The sequence below is a fragment of the Acaryochloris marina MBIC11017 genome, assembly GCF_000018105.1.
Lineage (GTDB): Bacteria > Cyanobacteriota > Cyanobacteriia > Thermosynechococcales > Thermosynechococcaceae > Acaryochloris > Acaryochloris marina.
Genome location: NC_009925.1, coordinates 1,158,332 through 1,182,788, shown reverse-complemented (window position 1 = coordinate 1,182,788; position 24,457 = coordinate 1,158,332). Strand labels below are relative to the sequence as shown.

17 protein-coding genes are annotated in these 24,457 nt (G+C 48.7%); 12 read left to right on the top strand and 5 right to left on the bottom strand.

Features of this window, described 5'->3' with window-relative positions:
• The first annotated feature begins 306 nt into the window (after positions 1-306).
• Both AM1_RS05335 and AM1_RS40835 read left to right on the top strand, forming a co-directional pair.
• Positions 307-2,187, top strand: a complete 1,881-nt coding sequence (locus tag AM1_RS05335; RefSeq protein ID WP_012161787.1) for a vanadium-dependent haloperoxidase — start codon at positions 307-309, stop codon at positions 2,185-2,187.
• Complete coding sequence (locus AM1_RS40835) at positions 2,184-2,465, top strand: hypothetical protein (protein WP_148215675.1); 282 nt, start codon at positions 2,184-2,186, stop codon at positions 2,463-2,465. The genes AM1_RS05335 and AM1_RS40835 overlap by 4 nt, the downstream gene beginning before the upstream one ends.
• A 120-nt stretch (positions 2,466-2,585) precedes the next feature.
• Here the strand turns inward: AM1_RS40835 and AM1_RS05330 are convergent, their stop codons facing one another.
• Entirely contained in the window at positions 2,586-2,984 is a 399-nt protein-coding gene (locus AM1_RS05330; protein WP_010471683.1) for a DUF4259 domain-containing protein, read from the bottom strand.
• 194 nt (positions 2,985-3,178) lie between these two features.
• Positions 3,179-4,132 (bottom strand): pentapeptide repeat-containing protein, encoded by a 954-nt coding sequence (locus tag AM1_RS05325; protein WP_041659207.1) that lies wholly within the window; start codon positions 4,130-4,132, stop codon positions 3,179-3,181.
• Positions 4,133-4,211: 79 nt separating this feature from the next.
• Here AM1_RS05325 and AM1_RS05320 point away from each other — a divergent pair, with 79 nt between their 5' ends.
• Entirely contained in the window at positions 4,212-4,889 is a 678-nt protein-coding gene (locus AM1_RS05320) for a class I SAM-dependent methyltransferase (RefSeq protein ID WP_012161785.1), read from the top strand.
• A gap of 2 nt (positions 4,890-4,891) precedes the next feature.
• Here the strand turns inward: AM1_RS05320 and AM1_RS05315 are convergent, their stop codons facing one another.
• Positions 4,892-5,344 (bottom strand): hypothetical protein, encoded by a 453-nt coding sequence (locus AM1_RS05315; RefSeq protein ID WP_012161784.1) that lies wholly within the window; start codon positions 5,342-5,344, stop codon positions 4,892-4,894.
• Positions 5,345-5,939: 595 nt separating this feature from the next.
• Between AM1_RS05315 and AM1_RS05310 the strand changes: the two genes are divergently transcribed.
• From AM1_RS05310 to AM1_RS05285, 6 genes are read left to right on the top strand one after another with little or no spacing between them, the layout of a single operon-like run.
• Positions 5,940-6,749: a formylglycine-generating enzyme family protein gene (locus AM1_RS05310; RefSeq protein WP_238549170.1), complete on the top strand. Its 810-nt coding sequence runs from the start codon at positions 5,940-5,942 to the stop codon at positions 6,747-6,749.
• A 14-nt stretch (positions 6,750-6,763) separates the two neighbouring features.
• On the top strand, positions 6,764-7,765 hold the full coding sequence (locus AM1_RS05305) for a CobW family GTP-binding protein (protein WP_012161782.1): 1,002 nt from the start codon (positions 6,764-6,766) through the stop codon (positions 7,763-7,765).
• Positions 7,762-8,508, top strand: coding sequence for a nitrile hydratase subunit beta (nthB, locus tag AM1_RS05300; protein WP_012161781.1), 747 nt, complete (start codon positions 7,762-7,764; stop codon positions 8,506-8,508). The genes AM1_RS05305 and nthB overlap by 4 nt, the downstream gene beginning before the upstream one ends.
• Positions 8,509-8,511: 3 nt before the next feature.
• Positions 8,512-9,135 carry a nitrile hydratase subunit alpha gene (gene nthA, locus AM1_RS05295; protein WP_012161780.1) on the top strand — a complete coding sequence of 208 codons (624 nt, stop codon included), beginning with the start codon at positions 8,512-8,514 and terminating at the stop codon, positions 9,133-9,135.
• 16 nt (positions 9,136-9,151) lie between these two features.
• Entirely contained in the window at positions 9,152-9,499 is a 348-nt protein-coding gene (locus AM1_RS05290) for a nitrile hydratase accessory protein (RefSeq protein ID WP_012161779.1), read from the top strand.
• Positions 9,500-9,542: 43 nt separating this feature from the next.
• Positions 9,543-10,199, top strand: a complete 657-nt coding sequence (locus tag AM1_RS05285; protein ID WP_012161778.1) for a HupE/UreJ family protein — start codon at positions 9,543-9,545, stop codon at positions 10,197-10,199.
• 101 nt (positions 10,200-10,300) lie between these two features.
• Here the strand turns inward: AM1_RS05285 and AM1_RS05280 are convergent, their stop codons facing one another.
• Positions 10,301-11,311, bottom strand: a complete 1,011-nt coding sequence (locus AM1_RS05280) for a protochlorophyllide reductase (RefSeq protein ID WP_012161777.1) — start codon at positions 11,309-11,311, stop codon at positions 10,301-10,303.
• Between the two features lie 205 nt (positions 11,312-11,516).
• Between AM1_RS05280 and AM1_RS05275 the strand changes: the two genes are divergently transcribed.
• The 3 genes from AM1_RS05275 to ligA all read left to right on the top strand — a co-directional run bounded on the left by AM1_RS05275 (position 11,517) and on the right by ligA (position 15,090).
• Positions 11,517-11,987, top strand: a complete 471-nt coding sequence (locus tag AM1_RS05275) for a Rad52/Rad22 family DNA repair protein (protein ID WP_012161775.1) — start codon at positions 11,517-11,519, stop codon at positions 11,985-11,987.
• 14 nt (positions 11,988-12,001) lie between these two features.
• Positions 12,002-12,955: a hypothetical protein gene (locus AM1_RS05270; RefSeq protein WP_012161774.1), complete on the top strand. Its 954-nt coding sequence runs from the start codon at positions 12,002-12,004 to the stop codon at positions 12,953-12,955.
• Between the two features lie 107 nt (positions 12,956-13,062).
• Complete coding sequence (ligA, locus tag AM1_RS05265) at positions 13,063-15,090, top strand: NAD-dependent DNA ligase LigA (RefSeq protein WP_012161773.1); 2,028 nt, start codon at positions 13,063-13,065, stop codon at positions 15,088-15,090.
• 56 nt (positions 15,091-15,146) lie between these two features.
• Here ligA and AM1_RS37490 read toward each other — a convergent pair whose 3' ends face one another.
• On the bottom strand, positions 15,147-24,368 hold the full coding sequence (locus AM1_RS37490; protein ID WP_012161772.1) for a PAS domain S-box protein: 9,222 nt from the start codon (positions 24,366-24,368) through the stop codon (positions 15,147-15,149).
• Positions 24,369-24,457 lie beyond the last annotated feature (89 nt).

Below are 24,457 nucleotides of genomic sequence, written 5' to 3'. Positions count from 1 at the left end.
CTATCTCACCCGCTATTGTGAAGATAATCTCAACACTGTAGAGAACCCACAATTCGGCGATGCTTCTATCTCTCTTAATTCTTCGATAAAGCAGTTAGGTCTAAGAGCTACCGAATAGCTGAATATCACATCAATAGGGTTAGCCAATGATATTTATTCTCTAGTGCTTATCAGTAAGGGCAAACCCTAAAACCACTTTCTCAAATGTGATGTTTTACGAATATCGCATAATTTTTTTGGTTGTCCCTGACAGCTTATCCAGAAGTACATAACTGACTACTCTACACACACTAAAGGAAGATTTCTATGACAGATCGTCGACAAGATTCCTATGCAGTTCGAGTTGAAGCCGCAGAGCTAGCTAGAAGTCGAAATCATCCTGACCATCAGGCCAACGGCGATGAAGAACGATATGCTGGTGCTAAATATTTCATGTCCTTTACAAAAGGACTTCCACACAATGAGGAAACTGGATTACTAGGTGATCCAAAAGATTTCGTCGAGTTCCGTCGTGCAATAGATGATGGCTTTATCGATCCATTTTCTTCTGATCTAATACGCCATGGTGCCTTATATAAAGTTGAAGGTGGGGAAGTTAAACGAGTTGACAGAGAAGTTGATGGTGATCCCCCCAATAATTTCCGACAATGGGAAGCTCCCACTGCTGGAGTTGTCTTTGACTTGGAAGGACCTGATGCCCAGGCTGTAACCATGCCTCCAGCCCCGCCTTTACTTGATGGGAACGGGAACCCTAATCCAGAACTAGTTTTGGAAATGGCAGAAGTGTATGAATTGGCGATACTTCGGGATCAACCTTTCAATGATTTTGAGAATGGAAGGTCTAATGCTGCTATCACTCAATCAATAGATCGTCTTAATGCCCTCAGTTATATTTCAAATCAAACAGGCCGCCCCCGTAAGGTTAATACTTCGGGGCAACTGGATGCCCAAACGGTATTTCGAGGTTCGTCTCCAGGGGTAGAAGCTGGTCCCTACTTGTCCCAGTTCCTACTGATAGGTAATACGGATCTCAATCGAGATGCTGATGGTATAGGTGGTGGCAAAGTAGAAGATGGGCTAATTACCTATGGAGCTCTACAAATCAATCAAAGGGTACCTATTGCAGAACCAGGTAAGGACTATATGAGGTCTATGTCTGAATATGTTGAGGTACAGCGAGGTATTCGTCCACCAAGAGAAACCTATGGTTCCACGAATGGGGGCTCTGTTGCTCAACCCAATCGTCCACCCCGTCGTTTTATATCGACCCCCAGAGACCTTTCAACTTACGTTCATTACGATGCCTTGTACGAAGCTTATTTGAACGCCTGCATTATCCTGTTAGAGATGGGAACACCTTTTGATCCCGGTTTTGACCACCTTTCCGGAGTTGGTGCTGCTGCAAGTAGTTTTGAGTCTCGTCGGAATGCTGGGGGATTTGCTCTTTACGGTGGTCCGCATATTCTCACATTGGTGACAGAAGTAGCCACACGAGCCCTTAAAGCAGTACGTTTTCAGAAATTCAACAATCATATTCGCTTACGCCCAGAAGCACTGGCAGCAAGAATTGAGCTGGTTAATAGCTTTGACGGCCTTTCACAGGCTGACAAAGACACTGTTCCAGAAGTTCTGAAGAAGTATATTGGTTTATTCTCAAATGCATTAAAGCCAACACTGAATGCATTAGGGGGGAATTATTTACTACCAATGGCTTTCCCTGAAGGCTCGCCAATGCATCCGGCATATGGAGCGGGTCATGCTACTGTGGCAGGGGCATGTGTGACTATTCTCAAGGCATTCTTTGACACTAGTGCAGTACTGGCAAAATCAGGTCAAAGTATTGCGTTTAAACGTTTGGAAAATGGTGATAAACCTATTGCTTTTCGCGCGCCTGATCTACCTGGATCTGGACCAGGAGAAGGTGTTCCTAAGGACGATTTAAAGCCATTTAAGCCAAACCACTTCCTAACTCTAGAAGGTGAGCTGAACAAACTTGCAGCCAATATCTCCATTGGCCGGGATATGGCAGGGGTTCATTATTTCACTGACTACTACGACAGTTTACGAATGGGTGAAGAAATTGCAATTGGAATTCTAGAAGAACAGGCATTAACCTATTCAACCGATCCCTTCGTCTTATCTGTTCCTACCTTTGATGGCGACGTTAGAAGGATTGGTCGCCGATGAGTCGTCCAGCCCGTCGTCCCTCTAGAATCCGGCCACCCCATCGGGGGAGGACTCCATCGGTGTCATCTGCCAATCGGCTCACTCGTGAAGTGCAGCCGTTTGTGCGCCCAGTTCCTCCGCGAACTGGGGGCCGCAGAACGACTCCTGTCACTCCACCACCTGATGGACCTTGTGGGAAACTGTCTGTCCAAGAAAGAAGAGCACTGTTGCTGGTAGCGCTCGCAATCTTATTGGCTTTGGTTTTTGTTCAAATGAACTCTAACCTGGCCGTTCATTAAGTTGAGAGAAGATTATCAGCATTGCCTTCTATTGCCGAATCAGGAGGGTAACCACGAGTAATTGAGGGTGCTCTCCTGATTCATGTACAAATGTCTTGACTGTTTCAGATAGCGACTTTATCAATAGGGCAATCGCGTTAGTAAATCTTCCAAGCTCGACTGCCACGCCTCAAAATCCTCAGACTCTTGCCATAAATCCTTAAGCTCAGAATTAGACATAATCACTTCCACTGCTTGCCTCGCCTTAGCTACCAACGTCGCTGAAGGGGAAGTTCGCTCCTCAACCCATGCATCAATTTCATCCGGGCAATCTTCGTGGGGTTCCCCTAAAAGGGCTGCAACGGCTTCCGCTGCTACTACAGCGCCTGAACATTCTGGGGCTTCGGGATAGTCATCTGCTTGGTCAATAATGGTGTTGAGCGTATCGATGATCATGCCATCGTCTGAGTAGCCTTCTAGGTCAGCTACCCAGTCCATAGCATCGTCATTTTCAAAGTTGCCATATCCCCATGCGCCCATAATTGTCCCCTCTACTATTCACGGATAATTTATACCGAGAATCGATATTGATCAAAGAAAAGTACGGTTGTAGCATCAATATCAGCATTATTCGCGTTGGGATAAAAAGCAACCCATATTCCTGAAAAATTTACCTCTGTAGGATAGATACTTGAGTATGCTTGATTTCAGACAACTTTGATAGTGTTCTGAGGCTAAACTTGATCAGCCATTAGGAGTTTTTGGTCGTAGGCCTGTTTGATAAAGGCTTCAATATTCTTAGGATCTGACTGGTGATCCACTTTTAGACGAATGCTATAAGTCCCGCCATGTTTTTTTTCAATATCGCGGATTTCAATCTCATCCTGCTTAAATTCGGTACAAAGGGATTGAAAGGCCGTTAGAAAAGCCAGCCAGTTAATCCCGTCCATAAAGACTAAATCTACGGTTGCCAGTTTGGGCTGCACCAGCTTTCTGAATACATCAGCTGTAAAGTCCCCCTCGGGGGGATGGCGATCCTGTTGGTCTGCTTGCAGATAAATATGAAGACACTCAGTATCATCGAGCTTGGTCTCAATACTAATCTCCCAATTCTGCAAGCAAGCCCCGGTAAAAATGGCTTGAGTAAAATCTGCGGCAATGGCGATTGTTGATTCAAGGGCAGCCGATCTGAGGTCAGCCCCTCGTAGATCAGCCCAAGTTAAGTCAGCCTCTAATAGGTCAGCGCCTCGCATATCGGCCCAACGGAATTCAGCCCGCCTGAAATCTGTCTCCGCTAGGGTGGAGTGGCAGAGGTTAGAACCACTCAGGGTTGCTCCCTGAAGATTGGCTTGGGTGAGATTGGCAAAAGAGAGGTCGACCCATCGCATGGTTGCCCCTTGCAGGTTGGCTTGGCTGAGATTTACATGTTCCAGGTTGGTACCGCTTAAATCTGTACCTGTTAGCTGTGCGCCGACCAGTTGGGCTTGGCTGAGATTGGCCCAACGAATAAAAGTACGGCTAAGGTTGGCTTGGGTAAGATTGACTCCACTGAGGTTAATCTCGCAACAGTCTTTCCCGCTTAGATTGGCGGCTTGTAAGTCTGGACTAACCGTGGGATTATCCTGCCGCCATTGATTCCAGGCTTCAGTCCCTTTCTCCAGAATCTGAAAATGCTCTGAATTCGCCATACCTGCCCCCAAAGCTGGTTTGTTCGATCATTCATTACTAGTCTGCCCTGCAATACTTGAGAAGAAACCCTAAAAGAAGATGTTTGAAGAACAGCCCCCCTCTGTGCAAAATCGGGTTAAATCTTTAGCCTCGGAAGCCCAAGCCCAAAACCAGCCCTATGCTTGGTTTGAGCCTCTATATGCTCAAGCCAATGGCAATACGGAACAAGTGCCTTGGGCCAAAGCAACGGCTCATCCTTATTTACAAGCATGGCTACCAGAACAACCCCAACCCCCAGCCCAGAGCAAAGCCCTGGTGATTGGCTGTGGATTGGGAAATGATGCTGAGGCTCTGCAAGCCCACGGGTATCAGGTGACTGCGTTTGATGTATCACCGACTGCGATCGCATGGTGCCACCAACGCTTCCCGAACTCGGCAGTGGACTACCAAGTCGCTGATCTTTTCCACCTAGATTTCGGCTGGAACCAGGCGTTTGATTTGGTATATGAATGCCGCAATATTCAAGCTTTGCCCATCCCTTTACGTCCGCAAGTCGTGGGTGCGATCGCACCACTCGTTGCCAAAACAGGCCAGCTCCTTGTCGTCACCCGAATTCGTGCCGATGAACAAGCGTGTGAGGGGCCTCCCTGGCCCTTGTCGCCCCTGGAACTGGCTGAATTTGAGAATTATGGACTGGTCGAAATAGAGCGAGCCACCTTTGTGGAAGGTGAAACCATCACCGTCCAACAGGCGAGAATCCTCTACCAATATCCTTAGGGTTAATTGCTGCCCACACAGCGATCATGAACCCACATCATGTCTGCGATTTGGGGTGGGGTTTGGTCTGAGATTTGACCTCGACGTTGATAGTAGTCAAAACTTCCCAAGTTTGTAATAAAGGCATACTTTGGGGCTTGCGGCTCTCGCCCAAAGATCACAGGAGTGGCCGATTGAAAGTCTTGGCTAAAAAAGTTCAAGCGGAAGCTTTGGCTTTTTTGCTTAGATTCTGGCTGCCATAGTAATGAGATGGAGCCATAACCATTCGCCTGGGTTAGGTTAAATCGATACAGCGGATCTTGCTGGGAATGTTGGATCGTGGCCGAGGCTAGAAAGGGTGATCTGTTTTTTGGGGCCCCAAACACTAATTCAAAACCTTTGCCGTCAGCATCACGGTAGACACTTTGAGAAATTTTACAGGGGGCTGCAAGGACTGACTCTGATACAAGGAGCATCCCCAGACTGCATAGACAAATTTTCATCATCATTACCCTGTGCCTACACCAGTTCAATAAAAGCAGCACTGACCTTTCTTTATAGCCATCATGCCTCAATATCAAAGTGTCTGGCTAAAAAGCAAGGGTGGGCAGATGCCAATCTCGAAACCTAAAGTCAAATCGTTCAAAAAAATAATGCGGAAAGGGAATTCATATTTTAATTTTGCATAAATCAACTCTGTCTTTACTTGCTTTACTTGATAAATAAAAGCATAAAATTTATCTACTATATTGAATTTTTATGACATCAGGAGAGAACGTATCACCTGATACATATGGCTTGACGTAATTCCCTTACATTCGCTGCAGACAAAAAAATAATATTTTAGAGTTGGATCAACAACCTATACCGAACTTTTTTATAGAAATATTTACCTAGTCTATAATTCCATCCTTTGCCAAGACTGCTGATAGGTATTAACTTCGTGTCTTGAGGTTCAGTTAGGTGATAAAACGTCGTAGATTTATTCAATTTGCTGGACTTGGGAGCATCTCCTTAGCCTGCTCAATACAAGATAAGCTTCAGATTTCTAAATTTTTTCAATCTCATCCTTTGGCTGAAGTTGATTTACAGACCTTTGAGTATGAGACACCAGAAATTAATAGAAAGGGGCAGTTAGTTGGCCTTCAAAAGCTAAGTAACCAGTTGTTTTTAGAGCCCTTAGATTCTAAACAAGTATTAAACATGGTAGCCGTCCCATCTAGTCAATCCAGGGTCAGATGGGTTCATTCTAAACATCGCAATTTCGCTCAAGCTCGGCATACCAGCGCACCGGCCTTTTTTATTAGTCAATGTCCCATTACCCAAGCCCAATGGGCGGCAGTCGCAGCGTTACCAAAAGTAAAGCGAGAACTGGATCCTGCCCCCTCCCATTTTCAGGGTTCTCGCCGTCCAGTGGAGAGTATCTCTTGGGTAGAGGCGGTAGAATTCTGTACTCGCCTCAGCCATCTGACGGGGCGGACCTACCGATTACCCACAGAAGCCCAGTGGGAACAGGCCTGTCGAGCGGGTAGCCATACCCCGTTCCATACCGGGGCTACCATCACCAGTGAATGGGCCGACTATGTAGGCACTTACACCTTTGCAGGAGAAGCAGCAGGGACGTATCGGCGACAAACTCTGGATGTAGGGAGCTTTGCCCCGAACGCCTTTGGGTTGCACGATATGCACGGCAATGTGTGGGAATGGTGTGCGGATCGGTGGCAAAGAACCGATGCTCGAAATACCCTGGCACAGCGGTCTATTCGGGGTGGGGGCTGGTTAGATCCCCCAGAACGACTGCGCTCGACCAGCCGTTCTGGTTATGATCCCAATGCCCTCAACCGGACGATTGGATTTCGAGTCATGACGGTATTGAGTTAGGGCAGGAGAACATAATGGCATTGATCCAAAAGATTCCGGTTACCGTTTTGACGGGGTACTTGGGAGCAGGAAAAACCACGCTACTGAACCGCATTCTGACAGAAGAGCACCATCAGCGGATAGCGGTGATTGTCAACGAATTTGGTGAGGTCGGTATCGATCATCAGTTGGTGATTGATGCCGATGAAGAAGTCTTTGAAATGAACAACGGCTGCATCTGCTGCACCGTTCGCGGAGACTTAATTCGGATTATTGGCAACCTGATGCAGCGGCGAGATCGCTTTGATCACTTAGTCATTGAAACGACGGGGCTTGCCGATCCAGCCCCCGTGATCCAGTCCTTTTTTGTGGATGAAGTGATGCTGCGGCAAACCCAGCTCGATGCTGTCGTCACTGTCGTAGATGCCAAGCATATTTGGGACCACTGGGACAGTAGTGAAGCCCAAGAGCAAATTGCCTTTGCGGATGTGATTTTGCTGAATAAGCAGGATTTAGTATCACCAGAAATCCTGACGGCCCTGACGCAACGGGTAAGGAGCATTAATGCGATCGCAACCCTACATCCCACCACCCACTGCAGTGTTGACCTCACACAACTCCTGGGGGTTCAAGCCTTTAACCTCAGCCATGCCCTCAGTATCGACCCCGAGTTTTTAGACGAAGATGCCCATGAGCATGATCAAACCGTTACTTCCGTTGCCATTACCGAGATGGGCACCGTAGACAGCGTCAAGCTCAATCGATGGCTCTACCAGCTGGTCCAAGCTCGTGGTCCTGACCTGTTTCGGATGAAAGGCATTTTGGATATGGATGACGCCGATCGTCGGTTTGTTTTTCAAGGGGTGCATATGACCTTAGACGGCAGACCCGGTAAACCCTGGCGTCCGGGGGAAACCCGCCGCAATGAATTGGTCTTTATCGGCAGAAATCTAGATGAAGCCGAACTCCGTAACGAGTTCCTAAGCTGTTTGGCCCAGCCCCTTTCCCCAACCTTGACCGCAGAGGTATACGCATGAAACTACAGCATAATCTGGGGGGCCTGGAAGGGCTCGATCCCATCAACGTTGAAAAACAGGTGTTTGTGGAACCCTGGGAAAAGCGCATCTTTGGTATCCACACGGCCATGATGGCCCTGAGCAATCACCTGGATACCTCACTGCCGAACTATGAGATTGCCAAAGTTCCCACCCAATTTAAAAGCTTTTGGACCTGGGGGCATCTCCGCAAAGGAGCTGAAGCCATGCATCCCTTTGAGTATTTTCGGCTGCGGTATTACGAAAAATGGCTGGGGGGGATTTCGGGCTTCTTTGTGGAAGAGGGCTACTTTACCCAAGAAGAACTCGATACCCGCACCGCTGAATTTTTAGAAGACAGCACGAAAGCTGCTGCTCCCCTTCCCAAAGGTGGCAAAGCTGGCATCGATACCCAGGTCGATAAATACCTACGAGAAGGGGACTCACCGATGCGGCCAGCCCCGGCCCCACCCAAATTTAAGGTGGGGGATCGCGTCAAGGTCAAAAACGTTCATCCTGGTGCCCATAGTCGCTTGCCTGGGCAGTTGCGAGATAGAGAAGCGGTGGTGGTCTTGGTCTATGAAGGGGCCTTCACCTACTTCTTCCCCACTGAAGATGGGATTGGCACGCCCATGCCAGTGTATAGCCTGCTGTTCCAGCCCCAAGATATTTGGACTGAATCTCTGACAGAGCCCAATTCCGTTTACTACAACGATATTTTTGAAGTTTATTTGGAAGCCGCCTAGATTATGCCTAGCAATTACCCTGGATTTAAATACGGTGCCGATCGGGAAACCTACAGTGCTGCCAAGGTTAAGGCTCTAGAATCCTTGCTGATCGAAAAAGGGATTATCACAGGCAATACTGTCGATCAAATCCTCGGCTACTTTGAAACGGAAATGGGACCGTTTAACGGGGCCAAACTGGTGGCCAAAGCCTGGGTGGATTCAGAATTCAAACAGCGGTTATTGGCCGATTGTAATGCCGCCTGCCAAGAACTAGACTTTCCTGCAGGCATGTCCGGGGCAGAAGGAGAGCATATGCGGATTGTTGAGAATACCCCCGAGGTCCATAACGTTATTGTCTGTACTTTATGTTCTTGCTATCCCTGGCCCACCCTGGGCTTACCCCCCTACTGGTTTAAAGATCCGACGTTCCGGGCGCGGGTGGTCAGGGAACCCCGTGTGGTCCTCAAAGAATTTGGCGTCACCCTAGATGATTCTGTGGAGGTGCGGGTCTGGGATAGCAGTGCTCAGATTCGCTGGTGGGTGTTGCCCATGCGTCCAGCGGGGACTGAAGGTATGAACGAGACCCAATTGGCTGATTTACTGACACCAGAAGCCATGATGGGTGTTGCCACGGTGCAAGTCTAGGGGGAGGACAACAGTCATGTTTACCCAGTTTGAGCATTTTGCCGCCACCAGTCTGATGGGGTCGCCCGAAGAAGCTCCTCCTCGCCAAGACGGTCACCTGCATTTCGCGCGAGATTGGGAGAAGCTGGCCTTTGGAGTCGCCATAGCCCTCTCAAAACAAGGGCATTTTGAATGGGAAGCCTTCCGCCAAACCCTAATCGAGACCATTGATGAGTGGGAAACAATCCATTCCCTGGATGATCCGGAATGGGACTATTATCAATGTTGGTTAACCGCTCTAGAAAAAGTAGCCGTTGAGTCTGGGGTCATTGCTACTGGTGAACTAGAGGCTCAACTGGCCCAGTTGTTGGATTGTAAGCATTAGCCCCTATTGAAATTGCATCATCTACTCTGAGGAAATCCAATCCATGACCCTATCCACCCGATCCTATAGCCCCTTCACTAGCCGTCGGCTAGGACTGGGCATTACCCTAGGAATCCTCACCTTATTGACCTGTTCTTCCCCGGTTTTCGCCCATCATCCTTTGGGTGGACGGTTACCGGCCAATGCCTTTGAAGGGTTTATGTCTGGGATGGGACACCCCGTGATTGGCATGGATCATCTGGCCTTTGTGATTGCTGCCGGACTGGTGGCAGCCTTGATGCGCAAAGGGGTGCTGGTGCCAATTGTATTTGTGCTGGGTTCCCTAGCAGGCACGGGCATCCATTTACAGGCCCTCGATTTACCTGCCCCTGAATTGTTTATTTCCGCGTCAGTCCTAGCATTTGGCTTGGTCTTAGCCCGAGGATTGCAGACCAATATTTGGTTGATATCGCTGCTGGGTGCAGCTGCAGGTGTGTTTCATGGCTATGCCTATGGTGAAGCCATTGTGGGTGCGGAGATGACACCTACCCTGTCCTACTTGCTCGGGTTTGTCTCCATCCAGTTAGTGATTAGTCTAGCGGCCTGGACCATAGGTAAAGCCATTCAGAAAAAGAGTCAGGGCCTGTTGAATTTAAGATTTGCCGGATTTATCCTGAGCGGCATGGGCGCTGCATTTCTCAGCTCTGTTGTCCTGGGCTGATCGCAATGATGGCCCTTACGCCCTAAGCTTCAGCCTGATTTAAATCGAGAGAACGCCGTAGAATCCTACGGCGTTCTTGATTTGATACGGAAGTATCTGAATTAACGAGACGTACTCATTTGGGGCATCGACGTATCTTGGCTGGAGAGACCCACTAGACCTTCACTTAATTCCCAAAGCCGTTGGGCTTTAGTATCATCTAAAGACTCATTCGACATCTCCTGCTCAAAGGAGGGGCGACCTTCTTTCTGGCGATTCCCCCAGCTCCAGTACACACCAGACTTACCGAAGAGCGGATCAGAAACGACCTGGGCTACTCGGGTACCAGCCAGTTCTTCAGTGACAAAGCCACCGGTGATAAAGCGCTGGAACTTTGGAAATAGAAATCTAAACAGAGCAAAGTGATTGCGGAATAGTCCAGTGGTGGCCACACATCCAGGATAGAGGGCACTAAAGGTAATCCCTGTGGACTCATGAAATCGGCGATGGAGTTCGCGCATGGTCAGCATATTACACAGCTTGCTGTCCTTATAGGCTTTGCCGGGCTTGAATTTCTTGCCATTGATCATGGAGACAGGCGCTTTGAAGCCAGCTTCCAGACCTCTCATATCGCCTAAATCAGGCGGTGCAGGGATAGGGATTTTGCCACCCAGTTCTTTGGGGTTGGCGGTTACGGTTCCGAGGATAATCAGACGGCGCTGATCATAGCCAGACCGCATTAAGTCTTCCAACATCAGATTACAGAGCAGGAAATGACCTAAATGGTTGGTACCTACGTTTAGCTCATACCCTTCTGCTGTATGCAGCGGCTTCTTGAGCAGGGGCATATAGATAGCTGCGTTACAAACGAGAGCATCTAAAGAGCGGCCCATTTCCCGAAAGTCTTTTACAAATCGGTGAATGCTTTCAAAGCAAGCCAGATCAAGATGGATGACAGTGTAGCTGTCGCGAGGAATGCCTACAGATTGGGCAGCCGTTTCTGCCTTCAGAAAATTGCGGCAGGCCATAATGACATGCCACTTGCCGGTGAGGGCTAAGGCTTTAGCTGCATATAAACCGACGCCTGAAGACGCTCCGGTAACCACCACTGTTTGTTTTTGATGTTGTTCCATTTGTCTTGTCGCGCTTCTTAAGCTTTTTTGACTTAAATTTACTAATCTTCAGGTTCACACAACAAAAAGGGTTTCAGGGGATTCTGCAATAAACCTTAAGGAATCATCGACCAAAGACTGATAAATGGTTTCGGTAATTTGCTTATTGTCACTGTATTTATATTGGTGCATTATAGTACAAATATACTATAAAGCTATCGAAGTCATGAAGACTGAACTTCTAGACCAACTCAAAGCCCCCTTCCCCGCCGCAGATCATCAAGATCGAACTCTGCCAGGAGGCGGTAAGTGGTTCTTTATCCCGTGGCAGCGAATTCGCAAACGACTCAATGAGGTTTGTCCAGACTGGTCCGTTTCCTACAGCGATCCGGTGATTGTAGGGGAGTATGTGGTGGTGCGCTGCCAACTCACTCTTGACGGGTTAACCCGCGAAGGTGTGGGGAACGACAAGGCTTATCCAGAAAAGCAAACCTATGGCACTCCCATCGAACGAGCCATTGCCGATGCCTTCAAAAATGCGGCTGAGCAATTTGGTGTCGGGGCCTACCTCGACAATCAAGAATTTGTAATTAAGCATATGCAGAAACAGGGGGATGGCAGAGCCTATGCCTACTCCGATATGCGACAGCAAATTCGTACCCAAAAGAATCGTCAACCCCTGAAAAAGGCAGGGTAGCAATAGGGCATCCTATGCCAAAGCCCGACTGGCTACGGCAAAAAATCCAGGCTAGAACGGTAGGTGATAGCTGGCGTAGGTGGTTGATGGATATGACGAAACTTTTTGGCTATCAGCGCCAGGTCTGTTTGTTGTCGGCTTTTGTGGTGGGATTGTGGGTTCAACCCGCCTGGTCTCAGTCTCAGACCTTGACTCCCGTTGCCCAACCCTTTGTCCATCCGGCGGGGAAGACCGTTGACTATGGTCTGCTTGTTCGGGCCATGCGACAGTTTTTGGCCAACGATCGTTATTTGCTCCAGTCAGAATTAACCCTGAAGGCTAAAACACCTGGGGCAGATCTGGTTTCAGTGGCTCAAATCCAAACCATTTCAGAAGAGCCCAATCGGTTCAGAACCAAGATTAGCTTTAGGGATCAGACGGGGGAAGTGGGGAGAGAATATCTTTTAGTCTCAGACGGCCAACAAGTATGGACTCACGATCTCAGTAAAAATGTTTACTCGGTTCGTGACTATCAACAATTCCAAGACGCCAATGATAATTTCCTCTCTGGCATGTTATCAAGACTGTTTTCAACGATCCGCAATAGTGCCGGGAAAGACAATATTGCCTTGTTGGTGACTGTGCCAGAAGACAAGCTAGTGGAGATTTTGGAAACTAAGTTTGCACCGGATAAGGCTGGACTCAAGTCTGATACCCAACGGTTAGAGGGGGCTCAATACACTACCTACTCCTATTTGGATCAAACGAAAGGGTATCAGCTGCAGGCCTTTATTGATGCGTTGACCTCTGAAATTAAGTACTTGCAAATGGCCAGTCAGAATCACCAAACCTTGAACTTCAATATTCAGGAGAAGGTGATTCAATACACCAATCCCCTTGCGGTTCCTGCCGATGCCTTTCGCTTTGTCCCTCCAGCCGGGGCAAAGCTGCAAAAAACACCGATTTCGATCAATCCATTCCTTCAGTGATTGTTCATTTTTTTAGCTCTAAACCAGAGTGGGATATACCCTAGCTTCTGGATATCTCTAACCGAGATGAAATTGCCAACCTAATACTTTGGGAGATTTTGCGGACTGTGAACACGGTATCCTCTTCAGATCAAGCGCGGGTGCAAGAGCTGCGACAGTTGCTGCAAAAAGCGAGCTATGCCTACTATGGGCTGGATGCTCCCCTGATGGAAGATGCCGTCTATGACCAGCTTTACCATGAGCTGGTAGATTTGGAGGCCCAGTATCCCCAATTGATTACACCGGATAGTCCCACCCAGCGGGTGGGGGAACGGCCTGCTACACAGTTTGTTTCGGTTCAGCATCGGATTCCCCTTTATAGTTTGGAAAACGCTTTTGACCGGGGGGATATGGACACCTGGGATGAGCGCTGGCATAAATTAGTCCCCAACCTCAGCCAAGAGCCGGGGTATGTGACCGAACTCAAAATCGATGGATCGGCGTTGGCCTTGACCTATGAAAACGGCTTATTGGTGCGGGGCACCACCCGTGGCGATGGCACCAAGGGAGAAGAGATTACCCAAAATGTAAGAACGATCCGCTCTATTCCCCTGCGTTTGAATATTGAACATCCCCCCGAATGGCTAGAGGTAAGGGGGGAAGCGTTTTTAGGATTACAGGTATTTGACCAAATTAACCGTGATCGCATTCAGGCAGGAGAAGCCGAGTTTGCCAATCCTCGCAATGCCGCCGCTGGCACCCTCCGTCAGCTTGACTCCAAAGTAGTGGCCGAGCGCAAGCTGGATTTCTTCGCCTATACGATCCATATTTCTGGCCCCACGGATGATTTGGCCCTTCCCCAAACCCAATGGCAAGCTTTAGAAACCCTGAAGCAGCTGGGCTTTCGGGTTAATCCTAATCGACGCCAGTGTGAAAGTCTGGCAGAGGTGCAGACCTACTATGATGACTGGTCCCTAAAACGTCTCGATCTACCCTATTTGACCGATGGAGTGGTGATTAAGCTGGATAACTTAGGGGTACAGGACGAACTGGGGTTTACCCAGAAGTTTCCTCGCTGGGCGATTGCCTGGAAGTATCCACCGGAAGAAGCGGCCACTCGCATCGAGCAAATTACAGTCAATGTGGGTCGGACTGGCGCCCTCACTCCCGTGGCTGAATTTAAACCCGTCCAGTTAGCGGGGACAACAGTCTCACGAGCGACGCTGCATAATCGAGATCGCATCTCGGAACTCGACATCCATATTGGCGATACGGTGGTGGTCCGTAAAGCCGGAGAAATTATTCCTGAAGTGTTGCGGGTTCTGCCTGAGTTACGACCTGCGGGGGCTCAGCCCTACCAGATGCCCACGGCCTGCCCGAGCTGTGGACAGCCTGCCGTGCAGCTTGAAACGGAAGCAGTAACCCGCTGTGTGAATGCCTCTTGCCCTGCCATCTTGCGCGGATCGCTGATTCACTGGGTCAGCCGAGGGGCTTTAGATATTGATGGGTTGGGAGAAAAGATTGTCGGTCAGTTGACGGATTCCCAAATGGTGCAGTCCGTGGCTGATTTATATGAACTGAATGAAGACAAGCTGATGGACTTGGATCGGATGGGGACGAAACTAGCTCGGAAAATTGTGAGTGCGATCGCAACCTCCAAACAACAACCCTGGCATCGAGTCCTGTATGGATTGGGAATTCGGCATGTAGGCAGTGTCAACGCTCAGTTACTGACCGAAAACTATCCAACGGTAGACGCATTAATGGCCGTGGACGGCGATAAGATCGCAACCATCCACGGGATTGGCCCTGAAATTGCCCAATCTGTTTATGAATGGTTTCAAACCCCCACGAACCAAACTCTGATTCAGCGCCTACAATCTGCGGGGCTGCAGTTTGAAGCCATCGTATCTGAATCCACTCAGCCTCAAACCTTATCGGGAAAAACCTTTGTGATTACCGGAACATTACCGACCTTGAAACGCGATCAGGCCAAGCAGATGATCCAGGATGCAGGGGGCAAAGTCACCGGATCCGTGAGTAAAAATACATCCTATGTGGTGGTCGGTGCAGATGCTGGCTCTAAACTTACAAAAGCACAATCATTAGGAATTAACCAACTATCGGAAGCCGATCTCCTGGCACTATTACAGTAGAAATTGAGACAGAACAGGCTTATCCTCAAATCCCAGATGGCTCTGTGGGTAATGTATCAATTGGAGTCTGCTTGACCTAAATAATCTGTAAGTATCCCTTCGATCTCTTCAATCTTGAATTGTTTGGATAGCCTCATAAGCGGTTGGGCAAAGGCGGCATACCGGGTGTCAGTTGCAACCAGCTGATCGAGTTGCTCGCGCAAGTCTTTGACAATACCACTGGCAGCATATTCCAGCAAAACAGTCAGCTTCTCCGGGGGCGGCACAATGATATCAGCACTCGGAGTTATCAATCCAGTCGGTTCAGGTGTTTGTCCCTCGGGTAAGGCTTCATAAATCCACTCCAACTGAAGCAGTTCAGCAATCGTGTTATACAAATTCTGTACATCAATGGGCTTTGGCAGAAAAGCATCACAACCCGCCTTAAATGCTCTCTTCTGTACATTTAGGTTAATCGTTGCCGACGTCGCAATCATCTTTAACGTTTTGATGGGTTCAGCCTGGCGAACTGCAGCTAAAAATTCATAACCATCTATGCCTGGCATGATCAGATCAGTAATGACTAGATCGGGGGTTCCCTGGTTCAGAATGTCGAGTCCAGCCTGTCCCTGCTCTGCCTCAAGGACAGTGAAGCCCACCAATTCTAACAACGTCGACAGAACGACCCGATTTTCCCATCGATCATCGACGACCAACACTTGTCGTCGTTTTCCTTGGTAATCGACAATCACAGGATTACTCTGCTGCTGAGCTAGCCTCTGCTCCGCTAGGGGAAGATTAATCGTAAAGGAAAATTCACTGCCTTGTTGAGGCTGACTGGTGACATGAATTTCACTGCCCATCAGCCGGACAATGCGCTGACTAATGGCCAGTCCCAAGCCCGTCCCTTCAGCTTGTTTATGTTGATCACCGACCTGTTTGAAGGACTGGAAAAGTTTTACTAAATCCTGTTCAGCAATGCCTACCCCTGTATCGATGACCCGGAAAGAGATGGAAACCTGTTGCTCCGAAAGGGGGGAGACATCGACGATAAAGGTAACCGAGCCATGATCCGTAAATTTGACAGCATTCCCCAATAGATTGAGCAGAACCTGTTGCAAGCGCTTGTCATCCACCTCAACCTGCTGAGGAAGCTGTGAACTGGGTTGATAGTTAAATTGAATTCCCTTTTGATCGGCTTTAACCTTGCACATTTCGACGACAGTCTGTAAGAGGTAAGGCAGATTGGCTGCTTTAGGGGTCAGCTCAAGTTTGAGCGCCTCAATTTTAGAAATATCCAGAATGTCATTAATCAAGTTGAGCAGGTGGGAACCACACTGATAGATAGTGTCAACCCCTTCCAGTTCTTTATTCGATAGGGATTCTGAGCGGCGCAGGATTTGGGCATAGCCCAGGATGCCATTAAGGGGCGTGCGAAGTTCGTGACTCATATTGGCGAGAAAAAGGCTTTTGGCTTCGTTCGCCGCATCGGCTTTTTCTTTGGATTCAGCCATGGCTGATAGCAACTCAGCTTGCTTGAGGGCAACGCCTAAATGACTGCAGACCTGTTCAAATAGCCTGACCTCACCGGGCTGCCATGCTCGGGGTTGGGAATGATTGTAGGCCGCCAGTAACCCCCAGAGCTTCTTGCCGACATAAATCGGGACCACCAGGTAGGCCCTGATATTAAAGCGTTCCAGAACCTCAAGGTGACAGGGGGACAGTTCTTTCTCGGAGATATCATCAACCTGATAAGTGGTGTTAAATACACAGGGATTCCCCTCTTCGTTGACCAAAAAGGAATCATTCCACTCGGCTTGACGTGAACTAAACACTAGCGGTTCAAGAGAATCGTGTTTCGATTCGAATACAAATTTACCGCCCCACTCCGCATCAAATTGATAGACCGTTACCCGTTCGCACCCCAGAATGGGTCTGACGGCTTGGGTTGTGGTTGCAAAAATGTCATGGAGGTTGAGGCTTTGGCGAATCTCTTTGGTGATCCGATTGAGTGCCTGTTCATACTCATTGGCTTTTTCGACCTGCTCTTTGGCGGCCTGTAGGGCAATGGTTCGCGCTTCAACTTTTTGTTTGAGGGTTTGAGAATACTCTTCCAATTGTTGATTGGCCTGTTCCAGGTCATTTTCAGCTTGGCGTCGTTGAGTGACATCAACTGCCATGGAGACGACTAGGCGACGTCCATCGGGTAAGGTTCCCAGGGGGGCAGAGCTAAACTGCCAAAAACAGTAGTCGCCATCCTGTTTGCGAATGGCAAACTCTCCTTCATCCCAACGTGTAGTTCGGCTGTATTTTTGTGCCATTACTTCTTTAAGGATTCGGGGAGCATCTGCTCCATAGGCTCGCTGGGCCCAGTCCGTTGTTGTGGGGATGTCGGCGAGGGTATAGCCGGTTAACTCGGTCCATGTGGAGCTAATCTGCAGAATCTCTCCATCTTCTGCGTGAATCATAATCGGGAAAGGCGCATCTTCAATGGCGCGTCGGAACCGCTGCTCGCTGGCTCGAAGATTCGCTTCTGCCGCTTTGCGATCATTAATATCCAGCACAACGCCATCCCAAACGATATCACCATTCTCTAATCGTTTTGGCAGAGCAGATGCTTGTACCCATCGCAGCCCCTTCTGAGGGAGGATCAGGCGATTTTCAGTCTTGAATGGTTGCAAAGTCTTGGCACAGACTTTAGCTGTTGCTTCTAACCATGCAATATCCTCGGGATGGGTTCTCTCCCACAGACAAGCAAAATCTTGGAGAACTGTCTCGGGTTCAAGTTCATAAATCTCGCGAACCTGTGAACTAACATAGGTCATTTCTTTACTACCATCAGGATGTGAAACATAGCGAAAGATCATCCCTGGTACATTTTCAGTCATGCGTCGAAATTGGGCCTGACTTTCTGCCAAGGCTTGTTCTGCGGATCTACGATCGCGCATATCTCGCATGATCGTTGAAAAGTTTTCTACAGTTCCATCTGCTGCTTTATGGGCAATAATGACTTGCGAAACGGGGATTTCATCGCCATTACCCTCAAGAAGTGCCAATTCTCCCGTCCAACTGCCATATTCAATTGCAGCAGGTAAGGCCTCTTCCACAATAATTTGGTTAACCCAATCGGGATGACAATCTGCAATGGAGCGATGATCCTGATGTTGCTCCAGATCTGAACGGAGGGCTCTAAGCTGCCTGTTGTGCCATAAGATCTCTCCTGTGGTACTGGCTATCCCAATATAGTCAGGGGTCGCTTCTAACACAGCAGTCAGTCGGGCTTGCTCCTGTTCTAGTTGTTTGCGTTCGCTAATATCACGGACGATCGTGGAGAAATACTTCACCCCACCATTGCTAGATTTGTGTGCAATCACCACTTGAGACACGGGGACTTCATTCCCATCGCCATCCAGTAATGCCGTTTCTCCACACCACATGCCTTTTTGTGCTGCTACGGGTAAAGCCTCATGAACAATAATCTCTAAAGCCCAGGCTGGGTGCTGTTCAGAAATTTGTACGCGATGGGCTGGTTCACCTTGCTCTCTCTGTAACAGCTGTTGCCAAGCCTCATTGAGGTATAGGATGTTGCCGTTGGGGTCGGCTGTGCCAATAAAATCTGATGTGCTGGCCAAAATATCAAGCTGCCGTTGTTGTTTGGCCTCGAGCCGTTTGCGTTCGCTAATATCTCGGCAAATACAAATCAACTTATGGTCTTCCAAGGCAGACAAACTCACCTCTTGGGGAAAATAGCTCCCATCTTTTCTTCGAGCCGTTGCTTCTCCAAACCAGCGCCCCTCTTTTGCTAGTTGAGGGAATATTTGTTGACTGAATCGTTCAACTTCTTCAGGCTCGTAGAGAATTTCCCAACTGGCCCCCATCAGCTCATGTTCTTCATACCCTAATAACGAAAGATGGCTGGCGTTGAGATAGATATAGTGTCCATCCTTTAAAATCGCGATACCCGCATCAGACGCCTCTATGGCAGAAGACTTGAGCGCGAGGGACTCATACAATTGGGCTTGTTCCTTTTCCAGCCGTTTGCGATCGCTAATATCCCGCACAATTGCTAAAGCATGGATCTTCCCCCTATACGGATAGGGAATGGCGCTCACTTCAACATCAATAACGGTCCCATCTTGATGAAGATTCTGAGCTTGGCAACTAAACTCCTGCCCATTCCGAACTGCATTGAGACAATCATCCAATAGGTATAAAGAGTCTGGATGGATATTGTGGCTGATTGGCGCTCTTAAACATTCTTCTAAAGAAGAATAGCCCATCATTTGACTGTAAGCAGGGTTAACTTTGACCAGTTGACCTGTTTCTAAATCAACGATGTTCAAGCCATCAACAATACTTTCAAAGACTTGTCGATACTGGTTCTCTTGTTGCCTGAGCTGTATTTCTGCAGCCTTGCGATCACTAATATCTCGACAGATGCAAATGAGTTTGCCATCTTCTAGTAAAAATAGACTCACGTCTATTGGGAAAGAACTGCCATCTTTGCGAGTGGCGGTCGCCTCTCCAGACCATTGCCCCGTCTTTGCGACTATCGGAAATGCTAATTCGTGCAGGCGCTGAAGTTCTATTGGAGAGTATAGAATTTCGCAACTTTGTCCCACCAACTCATCTCGTTCATAGCCAAACAGCGTGGCATGGACTTCGTTGAGATAAATGTATTTACCATCTTCTAATATTGCCATGCCATCAATCGCTGATTCGATGATGGATGATTTGAGCTTGGCAGATTCATAGAGTTTGGCATTCTCTAAGGAAATCGCAGCTTGGGAACAGAGGAAGTTAAGGATGGTGATGCGATCGCAAGTAAATACACCAGCCGTTGCTTGATTTTCTAGATACAGTAGCCCGCTGAGATTTCCTTGGTGCAAAAGAGGGAGACAAAGGACACTCCGAGGTTGATGCTCTTGCAGGTACGGATCAACGATGGGCAATTCTGCTTCCAAGCCATCAATACACAGAACTTCCTGGGTATGTTTGACGTATTGGATCAGTTGAATCGGTAGGTTAGCAGGGGCAACCAGAGGCGTAGCATCCAGTTGTGTAGTCTCAGGCGTAGCGTTGACTCTGATTTGCCAAGAACCATCCTCTTCCGGTAGCAGAAGATTTAATCTATCTGCGCCAGACGTCCGTAGCACTATCCCCGCCAGCTTGTCTAGCAGCTCATCCAGATCAAGGCTGATAGACAGGGCTTGACCAGCTTTCAAAATGGCAGCTAGATCCAGAGTTTGATTAACGCCTTGGTTGGACGGTTCAGACGTACTGGTGGACGAATGAATGGACAGCGTCAGCGGTGCAATATTGTTTAAGGTGCCCAAGGAGATAGAGGCTTGATGGGCCTGTTGGAGAATCGGTTGGAGTAGGTCGGGATAACACCATTCCAAGTCATCGGTTTTAGCGGTGGCTCCCCAATGGGCATAGCAGTAGTAGGCTGCCTGCAGGTAACCGACAGCGGCCTGCCCTTTCCCCCAATTCAGGTAAAACTTTCCAGCCCGTTCATTCGCGAGGGCTTCTTCCTGAATATACTGATTTTCCTTTGCCCCTTGAATAGCGCGGTCATAATGTTCTATCGCTTCCAGCTTTTGCCCCATGCGAGCGTAATACTCGGCATCAACTAAGTCCAGTTTGTGCTGGAAGTTCTCTGGACAAAATTGTGCCCAATGCGCTAACTTGGCACGATTCTTATGAACGACTTCTAAATCTAAGCTGGCCTCTGACCGTTCCAAGGTCGCCGAATCGATATCAGGGACTGAATCAGACAACCTTGTCAATGAATCATAAAAGTAGAAGACCGGTACGGTTGCCTGAGCCGTTACCCCAGATAAATAGTCCACTGCCTGCTGGGCATGGGCGATAGCTTGCTCCGGTTGGTTAAACCAATAGCACAGCATTAGTTTGTGCAGATGGAAGCAAAACAGTCCTAATAGATTATTGGTGGCTTGATACTGTGGCAGCATCACTGCTTCATCAAAGGCCTCTCCCTTTAAGGCACAAGGATCGTCCCCTTCACCTCTCAAGTTCAAGGCAACTTGACGGAAAAGTTCGTTGTTCTGGAGGTGGACCGCCTGCTTAATTTGACGAATATGCTCGCTGTAGAACCGAGCTTGTTGCTCAAAGGCCCCGAGTTCTTGACCCACTAGATATGCAGATTGACTTTCGTAGTAATGACTCAGGGCCGCCGCTTCTAAACTTCCAGATTCCAGGCCATCGATGTAGCCCTGCTGAAGAAGAGGGATGGCCGTATTCAAGTGCTCCTGCCAGGGCAACGTTAACGCCCCCACCATCAAGAGGACACGGGCGTTAATCTCTCGGTTGCCAAACCGATCTGAAAGGGTTAAGGCTAATTGACCAAAGGCGTAGCCCGCTTCAATATCATTGACCTTGCCGCAGAGCACTAAACTGTAGCGAGCGTAAGCTCCCGCTGAAATAGGGGCATTGCCATGCAAGATCGACAGATTGACCTGGGCAAGGACAATCAGGGGAAAAAGCTGAGGTTGAGCCAGGTAAACGCTGACCGCAATGCTATTGAGAATGCGCAGGGCAGCCAGGGACATCGGATCAGTCATCACTGGCAAATCCACCAGAGACTGAATTTGGGCTTGAGGAACTAGCTCAGCCGTAGCGTCAAGGGCCTGTTGAATTTCATGGGCATCAGGCTCGTGAGGAATATCGACATCTAACGATTTCAGAACCTGTCGACCTAATTCAATGGCCTCTAAAAACTGTTTTTGGGCAACCGTTGCCAGAATCTTGATTTCATAGGCTTTCGTTTGATCCAGCTGTTGGGCATGTTGTAATATCCGCTCAGTCCAATGGGTTACTTGGGCAAAATCGCCATTAAGATAGGCTGCTTCTGCGGACAAGTTCTGGATGGCTAGGGTCTGAGCATAATCCGTTTGCCAACTCTGGGGATGGAGGAACTCAACCGCTTTTTCCGCATAATGCTGAGCCATATCATAGGCAATCGCCCCTTTTGCTTTTTCTCCTGCTCTGAGGTTGAGCTGGCAAAGCTGCTCTTGTTCAACAGGATTGGTGAGGACAGCAATGCCGATATTCCAGTGATTGACGATATCAAAGAGTCGCTCTTCGATTTCTGTGGGGGAGAGTTGGCTGATCAGCGACCGGCCAATATTGACATGGGTGGCTTGCTTTTGCGCCTCTGGAATTAAAGCATAGGCGGCTTGCTGCACCCGATCGTGCAAAAAGCGGTAGGAGGTGGTTACGGCTGCCATATCGGTGAGGTCTCGATTCTCACCCTGGAAAAACTTGTATAAAGCACTTTCAGGAATAACGAGACCTGCCTGTAGGGCTGGCCAAAGATCTGAAGCGACGGTTTGAGGTTTGCGATCGCAAACCAGTGACAAAGTAGCCAAGTCAAACAGGTTACCAATACAGGCTGCCAGCTTTAAAACATCTTGGGTGGGAGTGGGGAGCTTTTGGAGTCGCTCTTCCATAAACGCCACGACATCATCCGTCAGTGCCAGTTGTTGCACCTGGACTAAATCACACTGCCAATATCCCAGATCACGGTTAAACGTAAGATGACCATCACTCTGCAACCCCAGCAAGAATTGGGTCATAAAAAAGGGATTGCCCTGGGTCTTTTGGTACACCAGCTGAGATAAGGGGACTGCTACTTCCGGTTCACAAAGCAGGGTATCCGCAACCAGTTGATTGACATGGAGCTGCCCAAGGGGGGGCAAGGTAACGGTGTGGATTGCGGCATGTTGCTTCTTTAGGTCATCTACCGTCAGCATCAACTGATGAGCCGGGAATACCTCATTATCTCGATAAGCACCGAGGACAAGCAGGTGGCCTGCCTGGGCTTCGACCATTAGCAATTTAAGCAGACCCAAGGAAGCCGAATCGACCCACTGCAGATCATCCAAAAAGATAACTAAGGGATGTTCTGGCGTGGTAAAGACCTGGACGAATTGGCTAAATAATCGATTAAATCGATTTTGGGCAGAGAGACCAGATAATTCTGGGACGGCGGGCTGCTCACCAATAATATGCTCCAGTTCAGGAATCACCTCTAGTAGGACCTGACCACTCTCCCCCACGGCCTCTAGAATTTGGGTTTTCCTATGGGCTAAGCGATCGTCCGATTCACCTAGGAGCTGGGCCATTAAGCCGCGAAAGGCTTGGACAAAGGCCGAAAAGGGGATGTTGCGGTTGAACTGGTCAAACTTCCCCTTGATAAAGTAGCCCTTCTTTTGGGTAATGGGCTTATGCACTTCATGGATCACTGCCGTTTTGCCAATTCCCGAGAATCCAGCCACCAGCACTAGCTCTGAATGCCCCTGGACCACTCGCTCAAAGGCATCGATCAATTTTTGGACTTCCGGTTCACGGCCATAGAGTTTTTCGGGTATCAAGAAGCGATCGCAAACATCTCGCAATCCCAATTCAAAGGTTTGATCGCTGTTCTGGCCGTGCCTCAGCTCTAAACACCGTTGTAGATCATGCTTTAGCCCCAACGCACTTTGATAGCGGTCTTCCGCATTCTTGGCCATTAACTTTAACACCATTTGGGAGACCGGCAGGGGAATCTGGGGATTCACCTCGTGGGGCGGCTGTGGCGGCTTCGCTAGATGGCAATGAACCAATTCCATCCAGTCATCTGTAGAAAAGGGAAGCCTGCCAGTCAGTAACTCATAGAGCGTCACCCCCAATCCATAAAAATCGGTTCGGTAGTCGATCCCTCGGTTCATGCGTCCGGTCTGTTCGGGGGCCAGATAGGCCAGGGTCCCTTCCAAATTCCCTGGACTTTGGAGAACCTGTCGTTCCTTTGGTAATAACGATGCAATACTGAAATCGATCAGCCAGACTTCCATAGATTGGGAATGAATCAGAATATTGGCTGGTTTAATATCCTTATGAATAATGTGGGATTGGTTGAGATGGTGAAGAATGTCTGCTAGTTGGAGAGCCAGCTCCAAGACCTCAGGCCAGTCAAGGGATTGATGGCGGCAGTAGTGGTGAAGAGAAAAGGCATGATGATCCGCCATCACCAGAACATAGCTGCTGTTCCAGGGCCTTAGACAAAGTGGTTTGACCACCCCTGGGATATCGAGATTTTGCGTTAGGGTAAACTGATTGCGAAACTTAACCAGCTCCCGAAAGTGGGGATACTGAGAACGCAAGATTTTGAGAATCACCGATTGCTGTTCTGGAACAGAAAAAGCTCGATAGACAGCAGAGTGACGTCCTTCATGGAGCTGTTCCGAGAGGGTATAACCCGGAATAACTGGCAAGGAAACATCGATAGAAGGTGCCATATTCTGCTAAGCCTTAGTCTCAGCAACAGATGATAAGTATTGTGGGTTGGTAACAGGGGGATAAACACAAGAAAAAGATTTCAGATCAG